Below are 23322 nucleotides of genomic sequence, written 5' to 3' on the forward strand. Positions count from 1 at the left end.
CAACATCCTAATTTCGGACTCAAATTAATTGAAATCAAAAAAATTAAATTATGTACAATTTTTCTATTAAACCAGTTGTAATAGCTTCGGCTTTACTAATGGGTTTAAGTTCCGGATTCGCACAGGACAACTTAGTAAATGCGTTAAAGAATAATGCGAGTTCAAACAGTAAAGAGTCGTTCAAATTCACCGATGTTATCAACCTGGAAAATACGTCTATCAAAAACCAGGGTTCATCCGGAACCTGTTGGAGCTATTCAGCCAACTCGTTTATCGAGTCGGAAATGATCCGTATGGGAAAACAACCCGTTGAATTATCTCAGATTTTCTCTGCCCGTAACGCTTATGTAGAAAAAGGAAAAATGTATGTTCGCATGCATGGTGCCGTTACCTTAGGCGATGGTGGTGCTTTCCACGATGTTATGAATATGTACCGCAAATATGGTGCTGTTCCGCAAACGGTTTATACCGGATTAAACTACGGAACCGATAAAAATAAATTTGCCGAAATGAGTGGTGTAATGGAAGGCGTATTGGCCGCTGTGGTTAAAAATCCAAATGGAGAGTTAACCCCAAACTGGGAAAAAGCCTATACTGCTGTTATTGACGCTTACTTAGGTCAGGTTCCGACTTCTTTTGATTATAAAGGAAAAAAATACACGCCGCAATCGTTTGCTAAAGAAGTCGTGGGAATTAACCCGGACGATTATGTGGAAATTTCTTCCCTACAGGAATACCCATATTATTCCAAATTCACTTTATTAGTACCGGATAACTGGGCTTTCGATCAGGTATATAACGTCAAAATGGATGAGTTAACAGAAATCATCGACAATGCTGTAAAAAAAGGATATACCGTAGCCTGGGCGGGTGACGTTAGCGAAAAAGGATTTAGCTGGAAAAATGGTGTAGCCTTTATTCCGGAGAAAAACTTTGCGGATATGACTCCGGAAGAAAAAGCGGATATGTTTAACGGTCCGAAACCGGAAATGAAAATCACGGAAGAATTGCGTCAGAAAGCATTTGACAATTATACCACTACCGATGATCACGGAATGCATATCGTGGGAATTTCTAAAGATCAGAACGGTAAAGAATACTATATCGTGAAAAACTCATGGGGTCTTTCCAATGATTACAAAGGCTATTTGTATATGACGAAAGATTTCGTAAAATACAAAACTACCGACATCATGGTTCATAAAGGAGCGATTCCATCGGCCATTGCTAAAAAGCTAAAATTATAATATACCTCAATTACCTTACTATCATCAATCAAAATCAAGTCCCGAAGCAATCGCTCCGGGATTTTTTTATGGCATACTATTTACACGAAAATACAGTTTATATTTATAAAAACGAATTGCTATGCCATTGAAGAAATATCTACTGAATTTTCTGTTTATTTATTTTATTTTCCACCTGTTCAGTTTCCTATTTGCACTGGTACTAAATCCTTTGGTATTCTGGTCGGCCAAAAATCTCTTCCATATTGGCTATGCATTTGAAGCCAGTGGCCACGGAAGTGGCGATAACACCTATGCCTACATCACTGTGCTTTGGAACCTCTGTCTTAGTTTGATTCTGGCGCTACCGGTAACCATGCAGCTCAGTCAGCTGAACAATAAAAATACTTATACCACCCTACGCTACCTTTTTCAGGTAACCCTCCGACTGTATCTCGCGTTTTATATGTTGGTTTACGGATTTAGCAAAGTATTCCCCTTTCAGTTTCCTCCTATTTTATATTTCCGACTGGCACAACCTTACGGCGAATCGTCGCCCATGGGACTCGCATGGACCTTTATGCAGTTTTCGCCTTATTACACGGCTTTTGCCGGCTTCGCCGAAGTGATTGGAGGTCTTTTACTATTAAACCGAAAAACAGTCACATTAGGAACGGTAATCCTCACCGGAGTACTGTCCAATATTGTCATGATGAATTTTTGTTATGACATTCCGGTTAAACTCAGCTCCATGCACATGCTATTAGCCGCATTGATTCTTTTATATTACGAACGCTGCCGATTGCTGCATTTCTTTATTCTCGACAAAGCCGTACCGCAAAAAGAGCACATTATCTATTTGGGCGATGCCCGATCGGAAAAAGTATTGCACTATATCAAGACGGGTTTTAAACTACTTTTATCTGTCGGGATCTTTTCGGCTTTTCTAATCGCCTATCTGAAAATGCATCATCAGAATTCCGGCAATCCACCACTATATGGTTTTTATGAAGTAACGGATTCGGAAAACAATTCCGGCTATCTGCATTTTGTTTTCGAAACCCGCGATGGAGCAGCTATCCGCTATACCAATAACCGGGAAGTTAAGTTTACCTCCACTATCGATACGGTAGCCCGATACGTTATATTACGCGAAATAACCGACAACGACAAAACGGTTCCCAAAGCGGAGTATTTCCGCTATGAAAAAACCAAAGACGGTTTGCTATTTAAAACCGCCGATTCGGTAAAAATACAGTTAAAACACAAAACCAAAGCCGATTTTCTACTTACCGGACGTGGGTTTCACTGGATTAACGAAGAACCGTTTAACCGATAGACTATCCCATAAGACACACGGTGTAGTGTAACTAAAAAGAAAAACCGCACTAAATAGTGCGGTTTTTTATGATTTGTTTTCGGGCTTATTCTGCCGGTTCTTTCATTACAAAACCTTCCATGAATTTTGTAGTATAGTTTCCTGCAACATAATCCGGATCGTCCATTAATTGTCTGTGGAACGGAATTGTCGTTTTGATTCCTTCGATTACGAATTCATCCAAAGCACGTTTCATTTTGTTGATTGCTTCTTCTCTTGTTTGTGCTGTAGTAATCAGCTTCGCGATCATGGAATCGTAGTTTGGCGGAATGGTATATCCGGCATACACGTGTGTATCCAGACGTACCCCGTGTCCTCCCGGTGAATGCAACGTTGTGATTCTTCCTGGTGACGGACGGAAATCGTTATATGGATCTTCGGCATTGATACGACATTCGATAGAGTGTAACTGTGGTAAATAGTTTTTACCGGAAATTGGCACTCCTGCCGCTACTAAGATCTGCTCACGAATTAAATCGTAATCAATTACCTGCTCCGTAATCGGGTGTTCTACCTGAATACGGGTGTTCATTTCCATAAAGTAGAAGTTACGGTGTTTGTCAACCAAAAACTCAACTGTACCAGCTCCTTCATATTTAATATATTCGGCCGCTTTAACCGCTGCATCTCCCATTTTCGTACGCAATTCGTCCGTCATAAACGGAGAAGGTGTTTCTTCCGTCAATTTCTGGTGACGACGTTGTACTGAACAGTCTCTTTCTGAAAGGTGACACGCTTTACCATAGGAATCTCCTACAATCTGTATTTCAATATGGCGTGGTTCTTCGATCAGTTTTTCCATATACATTCCATCGTTTCCGAAGGCTGCACCGGCTTCCTGACGCGCGCTTTCCCATGCTTTCTGTAAGTCTTCTTTTTTCCAAACCGCTCGCATCCCTTTTCCACCACCACCGGCAGTAGCTTTTAACATAATCGGGTATCCGAATTCTTTGGCTAATTTTTCTGCTTGTTCATACGATTCCAACAGACCTTCTGATCCCGGAATAGTAGGAACTCCCGCTTCTTTCATGGTCGCTTTAGCCGTAGCTTTGTCGCCCATTTTTTCAATCATTTCCGGTGAAGCTCCGATAAATTTAATACCGTGCTCTTCACAAATTTTGGAAAATTTAGCATTTTCCGAAAGGAATCCATATCCGGGGTGAATTGCATCTGCATTGGTGATCTCTGCAGCCGCAATAATGTTCGACATTTTCAGATAGGATAAATTACTTGGCGGAGGACCGATACAAACTGCTTCGTCAGCAAATTTAACATGTAGGCTTTCCGCATCTGCAGTCGAATATACGGCTACAGTTTTGATGCCCATTTCTCTACAGGTTCTGATTACGCGAAGCGCAATTTCTCCCCTGTTTGCGATTAATATTTTTTTAAACATCTCTTGAAATTTTAAATTCGGGTTAAATTTTAAATCCTTTTAAATGCGGCATAAAAAAACCATCATTCAAAATTTAGCATTTAAAATTTCTTATGATGGGTCTACTAAAAATAACGGTTGGTCGAATTCTACTGGAGAAGCGTCGTCAACTAATACTTTAACGATTTTACCGGATACTTCCGATTCGATTTCATTAAATAATTTCATGGCTTCGATCACACAAACCACATCACCTTTATTGATAGTGCTTCCTACTTCTACGAAAGGTGCTTTATCCGGTGACGGTTTACGGTATAATGTTCCGATAATCGGTGATTTAACTACCAGGTATTTGGAGTCGTCATCTGCAGCCGGAGTACTTACCGGTGCTGCCGGTGCAGGTGCTGCTACTGCCTGAGGTGCTGCCGCTTGCGGAACTGCCGCTTGCATTGGAACATGTTGAACATAAGTAGTTTCTGCTGCTCCTGCTTCTGTAGTTTTAATGGTGATCTTGAAATCATCCATCTCTAATTTTACTTCAGTAGCACCAGACTTCGCTACAAATTTGATTAGGTTTTGAATTTCTCTAATATCCATCTTGTTCGGAATTTTGATTTAGTTAGTTTTTTGTTTATTGTAAGCCCATTTTAAATAGATAGCTCCCCAAGTGAAGCCTCCACCAAATGCGGCAAAAATTATATTATCTCCTTTTTTTAAAGAATCTTCGAAATCAGACAACAATAAAGGTAAAGTTGCTGAAGTGGTATTACCGTATTTCTGGATATTTACCAATACTTTTGATTCGTCTAATCCCATTCGGTTTGCAGTAGCATCAATGATACGTTTATTCGCCTGATGCGCTACCAACCAATTGACATCTTCTTTTGTAAGCTTATTACGCTCCATTATTTTCTCACTTACATCGGCCATTCCGGAAACTGCATATTTAAAAACAGTTGTTCCATCCTGGTGTACAAAGTGTTGTTTATTTTTTACCGTTTCTTCAGAAGCCGGCAATATAGATCCTCCTGCTTCGATTTTAAGGAATTCTCTTCCTATCCCATCGCTTCTTAAATATTCATCCTGGAAACCTAAACCTTCGGTATTCGGCTCGAACAATACGGCACCGGCACCATCTCCAAAAATAATACAGGTCGCTCTGTCGGTATAATCAATAATAGAAGACATTTTATCTGATCCTATCAATAATACTTTTTTATAACGTCCTGATTCGATGTAAGCAGAGGCTGTAGAAAGCCCATATAGAAAACTGGAACAAGCCGCCTGCAGATCGTAGGCAAAAGCATTTGTCGCTCCAATTTGTGTTGCGGTATATACTGCGGTAGAAGCTACCGGCATATCCGGTGTTGCTGTTGCCAACAATACCAGATCAATTTCTTTGGGGTCAATTCCCGATTTTTCAATCAGGTTTTGTGCGGCTCTAATTGCCATAAAAGAAGTCCCTTGTCCTTCTTCTTTGAGAATACGTCTTTCTTTAATTCCCGTACGAGTGGTAATCCATTCATCGTTGGTATCGACCATAGTTTCCAGAACCTGATTCGACAAAACATAGTCCGGAATATAGGATCCAACCGCTGTAATGGCTGCTGTAATTTTAGTCATATGGGTTACTTTTTCTTTTTCAAATTTTAGCTGAAAAAAGTGGTGGAAATTACAAAAAAAATCCGAAACCAAGCCTTTTTTATCGCTACTTAATTCGTTTCAAAGAGTTTTTAACAAAAAAAACTCCCACATAGTGAGAGTTTTCTCTATTATTTTCTTCAATTAAGCAACAGCTTCTTGCTTATCAATTACAACCTGGCCTCTGTAGTACATTTTACCTTCATGCCAGTAAGCTCTGTGATACAAATGCGCCTCTCCTGTTACAGGACATGTAGCAATTTGAGGAACCGTCGCTTTATAATGCGTTCTTCTTTTATCTCTTCTTGTTTTCGAGGTTTTTCTCTTAGGATGTGCCATCTTACTATATTATTTATCCGTTAATAGTTGTTTTAATTTGTCCCATCGGGGATCTGTATTTTCTTCTTCTTTGTGTTGTTCTTTTGGCGCTAATTCATTTAAGCGATCAATTGCTTCCGATTGTAACGTTCCGTCTTTTACCCCGGGATGAATCCTTTTGGTTGGAACCGACAGTACAATTGCTTCATAAATATATTGCATAATGTTGATTTGATATTCACCATGAGGCAACACCAGCAACTCATCGTTCTCATCATTAAAGCTATCACCGAATTTTACAATTAAATTCATCTTACCTTTAATCGGCAAATCAAAATCCTCGTTTGTTAAATCACAAGGTACATTTACCGTTCCTTTGTGTTTAAAAGCGATTTCAAGCATTGTGCTTTTCTTGTCCAGAATCACATCAACTTTGATAGCAACACCATTATAGTCATCAAAATCAAAGTGCTCAAAGAACTTCTTATCTATATGATATTCAAACTGGTGCTTCCCTTGCTTTAATCCAACAAAGGGGATCAAAAATTCTTTATCAATATTCATAACAACAGTTTTGAGCGTGCAAAGATATAAAATTATTGGAATTTCAAAGGAGTTGTAAACATTTTTTTGTTTATAACTGTTTTTGCTTGGTTTTCAAAGGGTTTTTAACCAGTTCTTTATGCTCGTTCCGGTTATTATACACATCAATCGCCAGATAAACCGCTTCTTTAAACGAATTATAATCGGCTTCTCCTTTTCCGGCAATTTCATAGGCCGTTCCGTGATCGGGCGACGTTCGGATTTTGTTGAGTCCCGCCGTATAGTTCACGCCGTTTCCAAATGACAACGTCTTAAAAGGAACCAATCCCTGATCGTGATAGTTCGCAATAACAGCATCGTATTTTTCATATTGGCTTAATCCGAAAAAACTATCTGCCGAAAACGGTCCGAAAACCATAATTCCTTTATCAAACATTTTTTTCAGAGCCGGCTTGATTACCGCATCATCTTCTTTTCCAATTACACCATTATCACCACAATGCGGATTTAATCCCAAAACAGCAATCTTAGGTCGCGTAATTCCAAAATCCTGAATCAGTGTTTTATGAACCGTCTCGATTTTTTTATGAATCAACGCTTCCGTAAGATGATTCGACACTTCGTTAACCGGAATATGATCCGTAAATAAACCTACCCGTAAACCATCCTGAACCATTAACATCAACGCATCGCCTTCCAATTCCTGATCCAGATAATCGGTATGTCCCGGAAAATGAAATTCTTCCGACTGTATATTGTATTTATTGATTGGCGCCGTTACCAATACATCAACCAATCCTTCCTTTAGCGCTTTTGTAGCCGCTGTAAACGACCGGATAGCATATTTCCCTACATTTTCATCATTGACACCAAATTCAAGATTTACACCTTCCCGCCATACATTCAACACGTTGATTTTTCCAGGAACAATTTGCTCCATCTTATCAATCCCGTGAAGATTTGCATTGAGCTGTAATGTTTTCTTTATAAAGGAAAGGATTTTCACATTAGCAAAAATGACCGGCGTGCATAGCTCCAACATACGGGTATCCTCGAACGTTTTCAATATTACCTCGCTCCCAATCCCATTTAGATCCCCTATGGAGATTCCTACAATTATATTTTCTGCTTTTTTCACCATGCCGACTAGTTATTTATTACTAATTTTGGATATGCAAATTTAGCAAAATAAATCAGTTATGTTTACAGGAATTATCGAAACTCTCGGAACCATCCGGAACATCCGAAAAGAAAACGACAATATTCACATTCAGGTCCAATCTTCCATAACCAACGAACTTAAAATTGACCAAAGTGTTTCCCATAATGGAGTCTGCTTAACCGTGGTTGCTATTGATGGCGACACCTATACAGTAACCGCCATAAAAGAGACGCTCGACAAAACCAATTTAGGCAGTTGGCAGACAGGAGATTTGATCAACCTGGAAAGAGGAATGAAACTAGGCGATCGTCTGGACGGTCATATTGTTCAGGGTCATGTGGACCAGACCGGAATCTGCAAAAGTATACAGGATGCGAATGGCAGTTTTTATTTCACATTTGAATACGATCAGCAGTTACGCAACATCACGATCGAAAAAGGCTCTATTACCGTTAACGGTGTCAGTCTTACCGTGGTTAACTCTAAAGAAAACGAGTTTAGTGTTGCCATCATACCCTATACTATGGAGCACACTAACTTTAAAAATTTTAAAGTCGGCACTACCATTAATCTGGAATTTGATGTAATTGGAAAATACGTCAGCAGATTACACGAACTGCGACAATAAAAAAAGCGTCCGATTATTCGGACGCTTTTTTTGTATGATAGTTTTTATAATAGTAAAATGCATATAACAGACCTACACCCAACAACAAATAAATGCGATCGTCTAACGGCGCTCCCGGAGGTGGCGGCGCACCATTTTCCGGCGGCGGCGGTACCGGCGCTCCAATAGCTGACAGTGTATTTAAAATGAAATAGGAAAAGACTCCTATTTTTATAAAGCTGTTTTTCATTTGGCAAAAATAAAAAATATTCTTAACGTGAATAACAAATATTTTACAAGAAATTGTTAATCTATTTAAAATAATCGCAAATTTCACACAGAAAACAAGCCTTTGTGCCAGTAGTTCTGCAGGACACGAATGTAGCAAGTTTTTTTAACAAAACAATCTTTTTCTATAAAAAAATAGACCAATACTCCGTTTTTTCTGTTTATCTGCAAAAATCAGACTAATTGTCCCAATAAGACTTATTTATATCCCAGGAGAGCTATTATTTTACAAACGACACTTCTAGCTTTAAAGTATTTCCTTTCAAAAAAATACTACAATACCTCTATTTTCATTAACACTTCTAACACCTATTTTCTTTTTTTACTTTTTAGATGTTATATGATCAATTTATTCCTACAGAAAAACCAAAACAAAACGTTCATTAAACCGGAAAGAAAGATCACTTTTTGGCCAATCTAAAAAGACAACTTTAATTTTCTACTCCGAAACTCCATAACAACTGTTTAAAAATCAGGAATAAATAATTCTCCTCCGCTATTTAGTTTTTAATCTTTCGAAGAAACAGTTCGGAAACCATAACCATTGTTGTGTTTTTTGAACGCACTTCCCTACTCTCCTGCTATATAAACTGTTTCCGCTGATTTTTCGATCTAACAAATTTCAATTATGGTCAAAAAATTCACGCCGTTTCTTCTTTTATGCGCCTTATGTACCTTTATCCAGGCCGTATCACAAACTCCTCCCGATGGGATACCTGTACCGGGAATTATTCCTGTAGTAAATAAAAACACACCCGATCCGATCGGCAACAACCGATTATCAAGTCAGGACAGACAATCGATAACGCCTAGTGCTCCCACCGGAAATTCTTCCGAAGCAGGCATCACCGAAGGAAATCTAACCGTTTCGCTATCCGGAGCCGCCAACTATACGATCCCTATCGAAGTTTTACCCGGTATAAAAGGTATCGTTCCCCAAATCAGTTTGTCGTACGACAGTCAGAGTGGGAATAATATCGCCGGTTATGGCTGGTCCGTTTCCGGACTCTCTTCCATTACCCGAATTCCATCCACCAAATATCATGACGGTATCCCTGATCCTGTCGACTTTGACAATTTGGATCGTTTTGCACTGGATGGCCAGCGGTTACGGATTAAAAATGGGACTTCCGGCACTTATGGAGCAAATGGAACGGTATATGAAACTGAAAATTTTTCGACTACAAAAGTGACCTCTTTTGGTGTTTCGCCATTAGGTGCTATCTATGGTCCTCAGTATTTTCTGGTAGAATACCCTGACGGTTCCAAGGCTCAATATGGCAACCACCTCGAATCGCGATCGGAACTAAAATGGTCTATCGACTATTGGGAAAACCCTCAGGGTATTCGTATCAACTATTCCTACGCCAAGTTTTTAAACATTTCCCGAATCATGAGGATAAGCTATGGTGCTATTGGTGCCAATAAAGGTTGCAATACGATATATTTCCATTATAAAAAGAGAAATCGTTACGAAAATGCCTATATCGGAGGAATTCCTTTTACAGAGGCCTATATTCTAAGTTATATACAGGTACACCCAACCAATGCTTTTAATTCTCACTACAGAAAATATAGCTTAACGCATGACAGCAACTCATTAGGTTATGAAAGACTAACCCGTATTACAGAATCCTCAGCATGCGAAGGCACTGTTAAAAGTCGGAATCCTACGGTTTTCACCTATGACGACACACCGGATACACTTTTTTACAATCCCATTGCAACCAACTTATCGGCAAACAATATATCCTATAAAAATGCCGCAACCGTTACCGGAGATTTTAATGGTGATGGAAAAACGGATATTATTTTGTATCCTACTTTCGGATCGGATGCCCGAAAAAAATACTGGCTGTTTACCAACTTTCAGGAAAACCAGTATAACATCGGATCGGAAATACCCGTACCCGAATCTTTCGATGAAATCGTCCCCGTTTCATGGCTGGGCGGAAGTTCTTCCTATGGCTACAAATTAATGCAAACACAAGCCTGGACCTTAATCAAAACCAATCCATCCGACAATACAACGACCTTTAGTACTTATGCAGCCGGAACCGCTTCTCCGGTATATTTTCAGGATCGCAAGTCGTATCAGTTCCCTAAATTTAGTTTCCGTTATGACAAAAAACCCTGCGCTATTGGACTAAAAGGCCCAGAACTTATTATTTTTAACCATACCGCCAACGCCATTCCTACCGAAATAACAAAAGAAATTCCCAAAACGTATCTTAGCGGCGATTTTAATGGCGACGGACTTACCGATCTTATTGCTGTTGATAAATCGGTACCCTATTCCTACCGGCAAGGTTGTAATTCCTATAACAACCAACGTCCCGGAGGTCAATCCTACTTTATCAATCTGGATAAAAGAATACCCTCTGGTTTTGTAAATAATGCCGGGCAGTTGACAATAACCAACTATAGCATTATTCGTGTTGTGGATTATAATGGTGATGGCAAATCGGACATTCTGGTTTTCGATTCCGGAAAAGTGACCGTATATACGCTTAACAATAACAACCTGTTAATTCAATTATGTACCTATGCTGATAGTAGCATTAATTTGAATTACCCAATCCTTATGGGGGACTATAATGGCGATGGAAAAGCCGACTTTATACTTCCAACCGGTAGCGGTCATAACTTTGTTAAATATTCATCCACAGGCATTTCTTTTTCAAAATCCAAGCATCATTATAGTATTCCGTATCACCCGAGTACGCAGGAAAATGATTGCTCTTTTGTGCGCCATATCATTCCAACCGATTTTAATTTAGACGGAAAAACGGATTTAATATACGTAGAGAATTTCGGTTGTTCGAACTCCGGAAAAGCCTCTATTACGGTTCAATATTATAAAAACACCAGTACCAATTTTGCCCCTGCCGGTAGTGCCTCAACTCCTGCTTCGTCTACTGTCGACCGATATTCCCTTCCGGCTTTTATCAGCTTTGACAAAATCAACAACAGTCAGGATATCAGTTTTATCGCTAAAAACAACATTTTTAATTTTAAAGCAGCCAAATCTAACGCAAAAGACACCACGTTAAATTCAATAACACTTGGTAATGGCGTACAAGACCGCATCACCTACCATCCGCTGATAGCTCCGGACACCAACACCTTTGATCTTGTATATAACGACAGTCCCAACATCGAAAACTATCCGAATGCCGATATCAGCAATGCCCCTTCTATTTCGGTAGTCTCCCGGCTGGAACGCCGAAGCAAAAACGAATATAAAAAACAGGATTATAAATATTGTGGTGCCGTATATAATGTGGAAGGACTGGGTTTCTTAGGTTTTCGCTCTACGATGAGTACCAATTGGTATAATGATCCCAATGAAATCATTTCCACTATTTCGAAATTCGATATTTCCAGACGCGGCGCTTTATCCGAAAGCTATACCGTTACCGGATTGGCTATCCCATCGGTGCATTTTACTCCGACTTCATTTATCAGTAAATCGATCATTACCTATTCGGCTACACTGCTTTCCAATAAGGTGTTTAAAATTAAGACAGACACCTCAACTACTATAAACAGTCTGAAAGGTACTACGACCGAAGTCTCCGCCTCCTATGATGATTTCCAGAACCTGTTAACCCATACAACGGTTGACAAACAAGGAAATACGGTTGACAAAAAAACGGTGGTCACTTTTGACTATTTCAACCAGCCGCAAGGGACTCCGTATAGCATTGGCCGCCCAACCAAAAAGAATACCGAAACCTATGGCTCCGACCAAATGAATACGGAGGAAATATATGCCTATAATGCCAATAATTTACTATCGGAAATCAAAACCAAAGGACATAATACGGATTATGTAACGACACGTTATGAATACGATACGTTCGGAAATGTCACAAAAAACACACTGACAGCAAACGGAATAACGCCGCGGATCAGTAGTATGGAATATGATCCAGGTGGTCGTTTTATCACGAAAAGCACCAGTATAGAAGGCCTAAATACTATCTACACCTATAACAACCATAGTGGATTACTATTAACCGTGACAACGCCCGATGGCAGAACCGTGGCCCATGAATATGATCTTTGGGGGCGAAAAACAAAAATAACCGATTACTTCAGTACTGTTTTTTCCTATTCGAATGTCGATGAAAAAACCAGGGTTACGGTTTCCGGTGACGACGGTAGCTATCGTGAATCGTTGTTGGATGATCTTGGAAGGCTTATCAAATCCGGGGTCAAAAACATCGATGGTTCGATTAGCTATACCGATTTTGTATACGATATTTTAGGTCGTAAAATCAAAAGTAGCGAACCCTATATCGGTTCGGCACCAAGCCAATGGAATGAAGTTACATTTGATCCATATGACCGGCTTGTCAAAAGTATCGCGGCAACCGGAAAAACCCAAACCATAACCTATTCCGGTTTAACGACCCGTGTATACGACGGTTTAAAAACCGAAAGTATCACCAAAAACGCGGCTAATAATGTCATTTCCAAAACCGATGATATCAGTTCGAATAATGCCATTAACCAACAATATTTTGCCAATGGTGGTTTAAAACAGGTAAATTATGGCGATAGCAGTATTACTATAGAACAAGATGGTTGGGGTAGAAAAACACAACTCAAAGATCCTTCAGCCGGCACCTATCAATACAGCTATAATTCGTTAGGAGCGATTACAAAAGAAACAACTCCAAATGGAGTCATCGATTATACATACGATCAATTTGGCCGTTTAGAAACGAAACAGATTAGTTCTACTGATAGCGACGTCCCTTACGCCTATTATATGTATAATCCGGATGGAACATTGGCCAGCAAAAATACCGATAATGCCAGTGTTGATGGCGATCAGGTGACTGAGGTCTATGAATATGATACTTTTAAAAGACCGAAAAAAATCATCTATGTTACAGCTACCAGTGAGTTTGTAAAAGAGCTAACATACGATAGTTTTGGAAGGGTTGAAAAAGAAAAACTAACGGCTACTTCACTAACAAATAATAAAACCAGTACCAAGACATTTAAATACACGTATAAAAATGGTTATGTCTACCAGATTATGGACGATGCTACCAGTCAGGTACTATGGTCTACCAATAATGTAAATCAAAGAGGGCAAACGATCAATGGTTCTTTTGGTAATGGTTTGACACAAGTAAACACGTATGATTCATTTGGTTTCCCTTCTGTTTTTGAAACCAAAAACACATCCGGATCACTGTTTAATTTTACAACTACGTTCGATCCGATCAGAGAGAACTTAAGCAGCCGTACGAATAGTTTATTTAACACGACCGAACCGTTTGAATACGACAATCAGGATCGTTTGGTAAAATGGAATAAAGAGTTGGTAACCCTTCACAACAATGATTTTAGTTCGGGAACAGCTGAGTTCGGAACACAATTGGGAGCAGTTGTAACCAATCAAAACGGCCAGCTAAAAGTAACCGCAACACAAGGTTATGCCGGTGTCATAAAGACCATCGTAACACAAGCTAAAATAGGGGACAAGTTTTCCATAAAAGTCAAAGTTGATAAAGGAACAACGAATAAAGTCCGCGTTTTAGTAGTAGAATCCGATCCGGCGAGCGGATTATGGAATGAATCATTTAAAGGTTACGCCCAAAATGGCATTCTTGAATTCGAACATACGGTTACACAATACCCTTATATCACTTTAAATATTGATAAAGATGGTACGGGTAATGATATTGGTACGGCAACAGTATTTCATATCGATGACTTATGGGTTGGAAAACAGCTTATTGAAAAACAGCACTACGACGACCGTGGTCGTATTACCGAAAACAATTTAGGTCAGTATAACTATACCGATGTCAATAAAACCTATCAAAACACCTCCATCGACCTCAACACGGAGGACACTTCCTACTATCAAAGCCGGGAAGGTATTTTTAACGATGGTATGGAAGCACAAAAAGGCTGGGAGCATCTTCTTAAATATGGCGGTGTTCCATCAGGATATCCAATCTACGACGATTCTAAAGCTAAATCCGGGAAATATTCTTTAAAAATTCACAGTCCTGGTTATATATTAACGGCACATTCCCTTAATTGGATTCCGATTGACAATCCGAACAGCGTCTCCTATACGTTTTCCGGATGGATATACAGCGACGGCCCCGCTTCGAGAATTCTTCTGTTTATGAATTCCGAAACCGAAACCGGTTATTATACCATTGTGGCCGATCAGTATACCGAAGTGACCAACCAATGGGTTTATTTGGAACGAACCATTCAAGTACCGTCTTATATCAAAAAACTAAGTATCCGCGTAGACAATAACGGTGGTGGCAATGTTTGGTTTGACGATATCCGAATTCGTAAAACCGATAATCCGAAAACCGATTTGCGCCAGTTGGACATTCAATATGATGTATTCCGAAAACCGAGGACAATTACGGAAACCGGTATCGAAAAAATCGACTTTAAATACAACGATAGCCACTACCGTACTTCGATGTTTTATGGTGGTTTACAAACCGATATCAAACAGCGGCAGTTTCGTAAGGATTATAGTTTCGACGGCAGTACTGAAATCACAACCAATCAGGCTACCGGAGAATCTTCTTTTGTCTTTTTTGTAGGTGGTGATGCCTATTCCGCCCCTGCAATTGTAAAAGACAACGGAACAACAGCCGAATACCTCTATTTACACCGTGACTATCAAGGCAGTATACTCGCGATTACCAATCAGGCGGGCGCTGTAGTCGAAAAACGCCTTTTTGACCCGTGGGGAAATATTGTAAAAATACAGGACGGACAAAGTCGCAATCTGGTTGGATTGACCGTTTTAGACAGAGGTTATACCGGACACGAACACCTGCAAAGCGTCGGAATTATCAATATGAACGGACGTTTATACGATCCGAAATTACGCCGGTTCCTGTCGTCGGACAACCACATTCAGGATCTGTATAATACGCAAAACTATAATCGCTATGGGTATTGTTTAAACAACCCGCTAAAATATGTGGATTATAGCGGGGAAATTTACGGTAATGAACATAACCATCCGGAAGGGCTTAGTTCCGGAGGGCAAATTGGCATTGGAAGTCTAATCCAATTAACGGTCTACAACTACGACCAATGGAGAATAAAAGACTGGAGTAATCAGGTTTTTAGTGCCCGAAATTATAACAATGCGGTTAATGGGGTGACTAACTTTATTGATTCTGGAGTCGGCTTTTTTAAATCGCTGTTTGGCGGCTCTCCTAAAACTCAGGCACAACCCATCGCAACACCGCAGTTTTCCAATTATCAAAGTACAACAGGTTGGCAGGAAAAGGGTTTTTTAGGTGGGGTTAAATATGGTGGCGATGGTAGTGGCAGTTTTATGGATTACCTGCATAAATTTGTATATTTAACCGATCAGCTAAATCCGATAGCTTTAGCTTGGGATGGACTAAGTGGCTATATCACCGGTGAGGATCGATACGGAAATGCGTTAAGTGGTGCGGAATCCGGGGTTAAATTAGTATCTGCAATTCCGATAGCTGAAGCAGAAATGCTAGCCGCGAATGCGTTATCGAAAGTTACTGCAAGAGTTAGTACTGGTTTTATTTCTAAAAGTATTGCAAAAGCGGGTGGTAATGTTGCCGCTAAAGGAGAAAAAGAACTGTTCAATTTTAGTGCAAGGGCTGCCGGACATATGGCAGAGAAAGGCAGAGCTGTACCTATTCAAATTTTAGAGCGAGCAATAAGAGGTTCTAAAGGAGTCGCAGATCCAAGAGGGTCACGAGCTTTAATGCATACAACCGAAATGTGGAAGAATGGAAAGATATATAATTTAGAAGTTCTTTACGATAAAACAACAAACTCTATTTGGCATTTTAAGTACTGTCCAAAATAAAATCTTACTCAAATATGTACGATAAAAGCGACAAGAGAAGACTGTATTGGCTTATTAGCCAATATTTATTAGGAAAAATTGACGAACCATTTTTTTGTGATGAATTTTATTATTCTTACGATTTAGAAGTTGATAGTAATACTCTTACTGATATTGAGAAAGTGGCATTTGCAGAATTAAGCCAAATTTCCAGTAGATTTTCTCAATACGAGGAAGACCATAAATTAGACTCCAAAGCTTTTTCTACTGTAGAGGAGTTAAAGCAAAAGATAATAGAAACGAAAGAAAAATTGAAAGGACAAAACCTGTAATAGTGGGTTTTAACTCTAATAGACCTAAAAATTCTTTTTCTCATAATAGAAGCCTGACATTGATAAATCGTAGTTTCTGAACACATAACCCCGCATAGATAAATCCGATAGCTTTAGCTTGGGATGGACTAAGTGGCTATATCACCGGTGAGGATCGCTACGGAAATGCATTAAGCGGTACGGAATCCGGGGTTAAATTAGTATCTGCAATTCCGATAGCTGAAGCAGAAATGCTAGCCGCGAATGCGTTATCAAAAGTTACTGCAAGAATTAGTAGTGGTTTTGCAACTAGAAGTATTGCAAAAGCGGGGAGTAACGTTGGCGCTAGAGAAATACCTAAAGTTACAGAACAAGCATTAGAAATCAGTAATCGTATTAAGAAAAACTCTATCAACATAAGAACCCCAAATAAAACTTTACATTTTGCTCTTCAAGGAGCAACATATAAGGGAGTTTCAACCCCTCATATACAGCAATCTTTACCAAATATTAATCCAAAAACAGGCCAAATATTTTGGAATAAAGATAAACAATGGGTTCGACCAATGCCTCAACAAGATATTAGAATTATACAAAATTATCTTAAAAGAAAATAAAAATGGACATTATAGAAATATTGACAGATGAAAATTTTGAGGAGATGAAATGGCATGATAACTATATCCATGCCATCTCTTTTCCAGATGAAAACTTACAATTCGGCTTAGATATTGATTATTTATTTGATTGGATTCTAGACAATCAGGATAATACATATACTTTTATAGTATCTCCATGTGTATTGCTTTTTTTTAATGTTTCACATTTAAAGATTGATATAGACTTTCAAAATATTATTGGTTTAAATATTCTAGATATTAACAGGATAAATCCTAGATTGTCGCCAAATAAAAAAATCACCTTATGGGACTTCGAAATCATAACAGATAAAGGACTCATTAAATTCGAGTTTTCAGGATATAAACAGATAGTAAAAGAACAACCTGTATTCAGTCGAAGTCAAGTTTTAACAAGAGAAAAATGGTACTAGAAAAAGACAATGATATCATATAAATTTTAACACTCATAGCACGGTTAAAGAGGATCTGAATGGTAAAATTTTATTAAAATAGTAAACTATGAGAAAAGCATTAATAATTTCAATAACCGTATTTTTAATTATTACTTTGTTAATTGTAGGTTTATATTTTGTGTATAAGAATAGTACTAAAAATAATTTAGATAATAAACTAAAAACTGTCAATAACAATTGGACTGAATTACTAAAAACTCAAGATAAAAATAACAATCTTTTGAGAATTTTAATTACCGGAAGTCCACAAAACATTCAATATTCAGATAGCTTGAATATCTATTTAATAGAATATAATGCAAATCGAAAAGATATTGGAGAACGTAATCCCGATTTTGTTTATAAACAATATTTGGCAAATAAGTATATGCTACCCCTCATAAAGTTCTATTCTGAAAATCACCAATTAGCCAATGTTGAAAAGAAAAACATACTAAAGAATACACTAGATAATATAGAAAAAACTAATAAGATTATTAAAAAATACAATTCGAGTGTTAGGGATTATAATTTATACTATTCTTCATTTCCTAATTTTGTAATAGCAAAGTCATATGGTTTTAAAAGAAAAGATTATTTTGAAATGCAATTTGGTGTGGACAATAAAGATCCAAAAATAGCTAAAAAAGAAAGAAGAGAGTGGCAACGAAAAATTGAAATGGAGCACGGATTAAGCGAGTAGCTATCCCAAAAAAAGGTGTTAATTCTCTAAATTACACCGCTTCCTGTCGCCCGATGTTTATATTCAGGATCCGTATAATACCCAAAACTATAATCGCTATGGGTATTAAACAACCCGCTAAAATATGTGGATTATAGCGGGGAAATTTACGGTAATGAACACAACCATCCGGAAGGGCTTAGTTCCGGAAGTCTAATTGGTATTGGAAGTCTAATCCAATTAACGGTCTACAACTACGATCGATGGGGAATTAAAGGCTGGGCTAATCAGGTTTTTAGCGCCCGGAATTATGACAATGCGGTTAATGGGGTAACCCGCTTTTTTGATTCTTTATACAGTTCCTTTAAATCCCTGTTTGGCAGTTCTCCTAAAACTCAGGCACATCCCATCGCAACACCGCAGTTTTCGAATTATCAGAGTACAACAGGATGGCAGGAAAAGGGGTTTAACAATATCACCGTTAATAATGGAGTGAATGATCTGGCACATAGAATACAAGAAAAACACACTTTCTTTAACAGACTTCGAGCTCATTATGAAGGTAAATCAGGAAAAGAATTCTCCTTATCAAAAAAAGAATTTGATTATTTAATCAAAAAGGGAAAAATTGATTATAATAATTTTACAAAAGTTGGTCCCAACCGATACGAAACTACCATAAATTTCTATGACTCGGATAAAGATCTTGCCTTATCTTTTGGACGAGCGACAGTATCATATAAAGTCGAAAATGAGAGACTAGTATTTGATGGTTTTTATGATCGATATGATTTTGATTCAAAAAAATGGGGAGTAAGAAGTACTTTTAATGAAATACTTACCAGAACTTACAATACTATTTCTGACGGAAAAAGTTTTAATATTAACTATAATTATAATTATGCAAAAAGCTATTCTATTCATTATAATCTTAATGTTTTTGACGACAAGTAGTTGCCTTCTTAATAGAACTTCTGAAAATGCTCTATTACAGCAATTTGATTTTGATATTTCTAATTTTAAATATGAAATATTAACCGATAAAGAAGAATGGAATCCAAATGGTGATGGTTATAGAATTATTACTATTAAACTTAATAGTTTAAACAAAGACAATTTCAAATATATTCATAATCAAAATTTTATTACTTTACCAATTAGTAATTCACTCCCCGCTAATGAGATTCCACTAGATTATAGAAATTCTAAAAAAGGTTATTATAAATATCATTTTGATAAAGATGATGAAAGAGATTTCGAGATTTTAATAATTGATACTATAAAGAAAGAATTATTACTTTACTATCAAATCGAATAAAAATAGCTTATTAAATTGATCTATGTAAATAATATATAAAAGATAAAGCAACCTCAAGAAACTAGTTAACTCCCATGACAAAAGGAGGATTTGGTTATATGTTTACAGAATCCAAAACATCGACACTAAAATTTTAAAAATATGAGTAGATGGATGAATGATATTATAGTGCAAAACTATAATCGCTATGGGTATTGTTTAAACAACCCGTTAAAATATGTGGATTATAGCGGGGAAATTTACGGCAATGAACAAAATGGAGGACAACCGGGAACCGGAGGACAAATTGGTATCGGGAATGGATTGGCCTTTTTTGCCGATAACTGGGACAAATGGGGAATAAAACAATGGGCAGAAAGTAATTTTAGTGCCCGGAATTTTGACAATATGGGAACTAAGGTCTCCAATGTTTTCAAAGCCAGTATACAATCGATAGGCAATTGGTTTGGACGCAACTTTAAATCAATATTTGGTTCCGATAAGCCAGAGATACAACCTCTGGCTACGCCACAGTTTTCTAATTTTAAAAATGTAAGAAGTTGGCAAGAAATGGGATTTGCAAATATAAAAACTGGACTACCCGGAACACCAACAAATAGTCAAGCGATCATATTCCCTAGTCTTAACAAATATATGATGGACAATACTAAATCTATTGCAGATATGAATACAACAGTTGGTTTTGCTATTTCTGCTATGGAACAAGTTCCAGGCTCTTTCAGACTAACTAATGGAGCCTATAATGGAAACGCTTTCAGCTTTAAGTATTATGCTAGTGGTTGGAGAGGAGGTAGTACTGCTAGAATTACTACATACAGCATTACAGGCATAGCTAAAAATCTAGGGTATGTAGGAGCAGGAGTAGGCACCGTATTAGACGCACAAGGAATAGCTAATTATTATTCCAAAGGTCCAAATGACATTAACTCTGTATCTCCTAATAAAGCAATTTTTAATGCCTTTATGACTGTTTATGGTATGCGAATTAATCCTATCCCATCTTTATTATATTCTGGAATTGATCTTTTTTACCCTGGTGGTTGGACTGGAGACGCTCAAAACCCTGGACTTGCCAATGACCAACATACTTTATATTTAGAGAATACAGCAATTAATCCACAATGGCAAATTTGGCCAGGTGCCTTAAAACTATAAAACATGAAACTACTTGAAGCATATCAATACTTTTTTTACAAAACGTATAAATCAATTAAGAGTAATTCCATCCCAAATCTTTGGAGTCAATGGCGGGCAATCGCTTTTATGATCATTCTAGAAATTTTCCTGATCAACTCTATTGTCGTATATTTCCATTATTTCACAGGTATTGAAAAAGACGTAACAGGCGGAGGTATTCAACCCTCTAGCCTTATTATGCTATTCTTATTAGCAGGGTTCAATTATTACACCTTTGACCATAAAAACAAATGGAAAAATATTGTCAAAAAATATGACAGCCTTCCGAAAAGAAAAGTGGATATTGGCGGTATACTCGTTGCGTTGATAACTTTGGCTATTATTGCTTCTTACTTCTTTTGTATTATTTATGTAATGGGCCAATTGAATTACAAAGTCATTTAATACTAGAGTATTTTATATTCCTTTAAAAGGAAAAACAATCAATCCTGGAAATTCAATTTTTAAATAAGGTATGCGCGATTTTTTTATAAAGAAATATTGGGAAGAAGACAATGTTATGTTTTATATGCATTTTCGCAATGGAGAAGCGATACGACAAGTGGAGAAAACTTCTGGAGGAATCGTGTTTTTAGTGCCCGAAATTATAACAATGCGGTTAATGGGGTGACTAACTTTATTGATTCTGGAGTCGGCTTTTTTAAATCGCTGTTTGGCGGCTCTCCTAAAACTCAGGCACAGCCCATCGCAACACCGCAGTTTTCCAATTTTAAAAGTATACAGGGATGGCAGAATACCGGATTTAGTAATAACGCTAATAGTGGGTTGAGTTATGCACTTCATCCATTAGAACAAAGAGGAGCCGATTATCTTGTTTATAATGGAACAGAGATTATTTGGTTCGATGGAAAAGGAAAGGTTATTGATCGATTTCCGGCAACATCTGGGTTACCTGGATATCAAAATTCAAGCATGCAAAATACGCCTAATGCTGGCCCAATACCTGAAGGAAATTATAATACTAATTTAAGTTTAGATACTAACAGAACTGTAGCCATTAATGCTTCTACTGGAGAAACTCTTCCTGGAATGGGAATTCAAAAAATACCATCTACATATACAACAAATTCAGGAAACACATATAGCTATCCCGGTTGGGGTACAATAAGAGCAAGATTAACTCCCAGTTCAGAAACAAATACTTTTGGCAGAAGTAATTTTTATTTACACAATTCTCATAAAGGATACTCACATGGTTGTATCGAAGTCGGAAAGGGATTTTTCCCTAAACTAATTAATTATGCTCAAACACATTCATCAATAAAAATTATTGTTAATTATCCAACGCCTAATACTTCGACGTTAGGCAAAACGTATTACTAAAATTAAATCTATTATATTATGAAAAGTTTGTTTGTTTTGTCTGTTTTTCTTTTTTCTGCTTTAACCTTAAATAATAATGATAAAATTAAAATTGAAGGTTTAAAGAAAAGTTATAATCAAAACCAAAATATTGAGTTTACAATTAATAATAATTCTGAAAAAAAATATTATTACATAAGCATCGAATATTATGACAATCGTTGGATTGAACTAATCAATGATATAAGTCAACCAGAATCAAGAGTGTCCGTCATAAATCTTATTAACCCACATCAAATAGTAAAAAAGAATATATCTATTAAAAAAGTTTTCTATTTGAAGAATTTTTTAATGTTTAAAAAGTTTAGATTAAAAATTGTATATGGCAAATCATCAGATGAAATTAACACCACTTATTTCTCTAACAGCTTTGAAATAATATAAGTCGACTGCTATATTTTTGCCTAAATGCTTTCACGACAACTACGACCAATGGAGAATAAAAGACTGGGGCAACCCGATTTTTAGCGCCCGAAATTATGACAATGCGGTTAATGGGGTGACTAACTTTATTGATTCTGCAGTCGGCTTTTTTAAATCGCTGTTTGGCGGCTCTGCTAAAACTCAGGCACAGCCCATCGCAACACCGCAGTTTTCCAATTATCAAAGTACAACAGGTTGGCAAAATACCGGATTTAGTAATAAAGCTAATAGTGGAACAAATCATACGATCTATCAACAAGATTCACCGACTAAAAGAGAGCGAATAGCAAAAAGGCCAGGCAAAAGGTTTAAAAGGAATGAAAATAGAATAATGACACAATCTCTCGTTGTAATGATATCCATAGCCATTATTGCTTCTTACCTGTTTTGTCTTTTATATGTAATGGAACAATTGAAGTACAAAATAAATTAGCGGTACAATTATAAGCCCCAAACACCCTTACACTTCTATAAAGCTTTACTTTTTTCTACCATGTTTTTTTTAAGCTTTTCGGAAATCTTGATTTTATAAGAAAATAACGGTCATTTCTAAGACATGACTTGCCTGATAAT

At 37.4% G+C, this 23322-nt stretch carries 22 protein-coding genes; 15 read left to right on the top strand and 7 right to left on the bottom strand.

Annotated elements, in window-relative coordinates; all coding sequences use genetic code 11:
- The first annotated feature begins 50 nt into the window (after positions 1–50).
- Both ABFU83_RS14025 and ABFU83_RS14030 read left to right on the top strand, forming a co-directional pair.
- Positions 51–1247: a C1 family peptidase gene (locus ABFU83_RS14025; protein WP_347066834.1), complete on the top strand. Its 1197-nt coding sequence runs from the start codon at positions 51–53 to the stop codon at positions 1245–1247.
- A gap of 121 nt (positions 1248–1368) precedes the next feature.
- Entirely contained in the window at positions 1369–2565 is a 1197-nt protein-coding gene (locus tag ABFU83_RS14030) for a hypothetical protein (protein ID WP_347066836.1), read from the top strand.
- Between the two features lie 85 nt (positions 2566–2650).
- On the opposite strand, the gene accC is transcribed toward ABFU83_RS14030, so the two are convergent.
- The 6 genes from accC to pdxA all read right to left on the bottom strand — a co-directional run bounded on the left by accC (position 2651) and on the right by pdxA (position 7622).
- Positions 2651–4000 carry an acetyl-CoA carboxylase biotin carboxylase subunit gene (gene accC / locus ABFU83_RS14035; protein ID WP_136403437.1) on the bottom strand — a complete coding sequence of 450 codons (1350 nt, stop codon included), beginning with the start codon at positions 3998–4000 and terminating at the stop codon, positions 2651–2653.
- 90 nt (positions 4001–4090) lie between these two features.
- Positions 4091–4576 carry an acetyl-CoA carboxylase biotin carboxyl carrier protein gene (gene accB, locus ABFU83_RS14040; protein WP_300487828.1) on the bottom strand — a complete coding sequence of 162 codons (486 nt, stop codon included), beginning with the start codon at positions 4574–4576 and terminating at the stop codon, positions 4091–4093.
- A gap of 18 nt (positions 4577–4594) precedes the next feature.
- The gene (locus ABFU83_RS14045) at positions 4595–5602 is read right to left on the bottom strand and encodes a beta-ketoacyl-ACP synthase III (RefSeq protein ID WP_347066837.1); all 1008 of its coding nucleotides are present in this window, start codon (positions 5600–5602) and stop codon (positions 4595–4597) included.
- 162 nt (positions 5603–5764) lie between these two features.
- A complete protein-coding gene (gene rpmF / locus ABFU83_RS14050) occupies positions 5765–5959 on the bottom strand; it encodes a 50S ribosomal protein L32 (RefSeq protein ID WP_136403440.1) in 195 nt (64 codons plus the stop codon).
- A 9-nt stretch (positions 5960–5968) separates the two neighbouring features.
- A complete protein-coding gene (locus ABFU83_RS14055; RefSeq protein ID WP_347066840.1) occupies positions 5969–6502 on the bottom strand; it encodes a DUF177 domain-containing protein in 534 nt (177 codons plus the stop codon).
- A 70-nt stretch (positions 6503–6572) separates the two neighbouring features.
- The gene (gene pdxA / locus ABFU83_RS14060) at positions 6573–7622 is read right to left on the bottom strand and encodes a 4-hydroxythreonine-4-phosphate dehydrogenase PdxA (RefSeq protein ID WP_347066842.1); all 1050 of its coding nucleotides are present in this window, start codon (positions 7620–7622) and stop codon (positions 6573–6575) included.
- A 58-nt stretch (positions 7623–7680) separates the two neighbouring features.
- On the opposite strand from pdxA, the gene ABFU83_RS14065 reads away from it, so the two are divergent.
- Positions 7681–8271, top strand: coding sequence for a riboflavin synthase (locus tag ABFU83_RS14065; protein ID WP_347066843.1), 591 nt, complete (start codon positions 7681–7683; stop codon positions 8269–8271).
- Between the two features lie 13 nt (positions 8272–8284).
- Here ABFU83_RS14065 and ABFU83_RS14070 read toward each other — a convergent pair whose 3' ends face one another.
- Positions 8285–8500 carry a hypothetical protein gene (locus ABFU83_RS14070; RefSeq protein ID WP_347066845.1) on the bottom strand — a complete coding sequence of 72 codons (216 nt, stop codon included), beginning with the start codon at positions 8498–8500 and terminating at the stop codon, positions 8285–8287.
- Between the two features lie 666 nt (positions 8501–9166).
- On the opposite strand from ABFU83_RS14070, the gene ABFU83_RS14075 reads away from it, so the two are divergent.
- The 12 genes from ABFU83_RS14075 to ABFU83_RS14130 all read left to right on the top strand — a co-directional run bounded on the left by ABFU83_RS14075 (position 9167) and on the right by ABFU83_RS14130 (position 23182).
- Positions 9167–16405, top strand: a complete 7239-nt coding sequence (locus tag ABFU83_RS14075) for an FG-GAP-like repeat-containing protein (protein WP_347066847.1) — start codon at positions 9167–9169, stop codon at positions 16403–16405.
- 14 nt (positions 16406–16419) lie between these two features.
- The gene (locus tag ABFU83_RS14080) at positions 16420–16716 is read left to right on the top strand and encodes a hypothetical protein (protein ID WP_347066848.1); all 297 of its coding nucleotides are present in this window, start codon (positions 16420–16422) and stop codon (positions 16714–16716) included.
- A 230-nt stretch (positions 16717–16946) separates the two neighbouring features.
- Complete coding sequence (locus tag ABFU83_RS14085) at positions 16947–17312, top strand: polymorphic toxin type 24 domain-containing protein (protein WP_347066850.1); 366 nt, start codon at positions 16947–16949, stop codon at positions 17310–17312.
- A gap of 2 nt (positions 17313–17314) precedes the next feature.
- Positions 17315–17746, top strand: a complete 432-nt coding sequence (locus ABFU83_RS14090) for a hypothetical protein (protein WP_347066851.1) — start codon at positions 17315–17317, stop codon at positions 17744–17746.
- 88 nt (positions 17747–17834) lie between these two features.
- Positions 17835–18470 (top strand): LemA family protein, encoded by a 636-nt coding sequence (locus ABFU83_RS14095; RefSeq protein ID WP_347066853.1) that lies wholly within the window; start codon positions 17835–17837, stop codon positions 18468–18470.
- Between the two features lie 126 nt (positions 18471–18596).
- Positions 18597–19403 carry a hypothetical protein gene (locus ABFU83_RS14100; RefSeq protein WP_347066855.1) on the top strand — a complete coding sequence of 269 codons (807 nt, stop codon included), beginning with the start codon at positions 18597–18599 and terminating at the stop codon, positions 19401–19403.
- Positions 19390–19767 carry a hypothetical protein gene (locus ABFU83_RS14105; RefSeq protein ID WP_347066857.1) on the top strand — a complete coding sequence of 126 codons (378 nt, stop codon included), beginning with the start codon at positions 19390–19392 and terminating at the stop codon, positions 19765–19767. Before ABFU83_RS14100 ends, ABFU83_RS14105 begins: the two co-directional genes overlap by 14 nt.
- Positions 19768–19908: 141 nt before the next feature.
- A complete protein-coding gene (locus tag ABFU83_RS14110) occupies positions 19909–20922 on the top strand; it encodes a hypothetical protein (protein WP_347066858.1) in 1014 nt (337 codons plus the stop codon).
- Positions 20923–20925: 3 nt separating this feature from the next.
- Positions 20926–21348 (top strand): hypothetical protein, encoded by a 423-nt coding sequence (locus ABFU83_RS14115; protein WP_347066859.1) that lies wholly within the window; start codon positions 20926–20928, stop codon positions 21346–21348.
- A gap of 96 nt (positions 21349–21444) precedes the next feature.
- Entirely contained in the window at positions 21445–22287 is an 843-nt protein-coding gene (locus ABFU83_RS14120) for a tlde1 domain-containing protein (protein ID WP_347066861.1), read from the top strand.
- 18 nt (positions 22288–22305) lie between these two features.
- The gene (locus tag ABFU83_RS14125; protein WP_347066862.1) at positions 22306–22710 is read left to right on the top strand and encodes a hypothetical protein; all 405 of its coding nucleotides are present in this window, start codon (positions 22306–22308) and stop codon (positions 22708–22710) included.
- Between the two features lie 115 nt (positions 22711–22825).
- Complete coding sequence (locus ABFU83_RS14130; protein WP_347066864.1) at positions 22826–23182, top strand: hypothetical protein; 357 nt, start codon at positions 22826–22828, stop codon at positions 23180–23182.
- Positions 23183–23322: the final 140 nt, after the last annotated feature.

This window comes from Flavobacterium sp. WV_118_3, assembly GCF_039778605.1.
Classification (GTDB): domain Bacteria; phylum Bacteroidota; class Bacteroidia; order Flavobacteriales; family Flavobacteriaceae; genus Flavobacterium.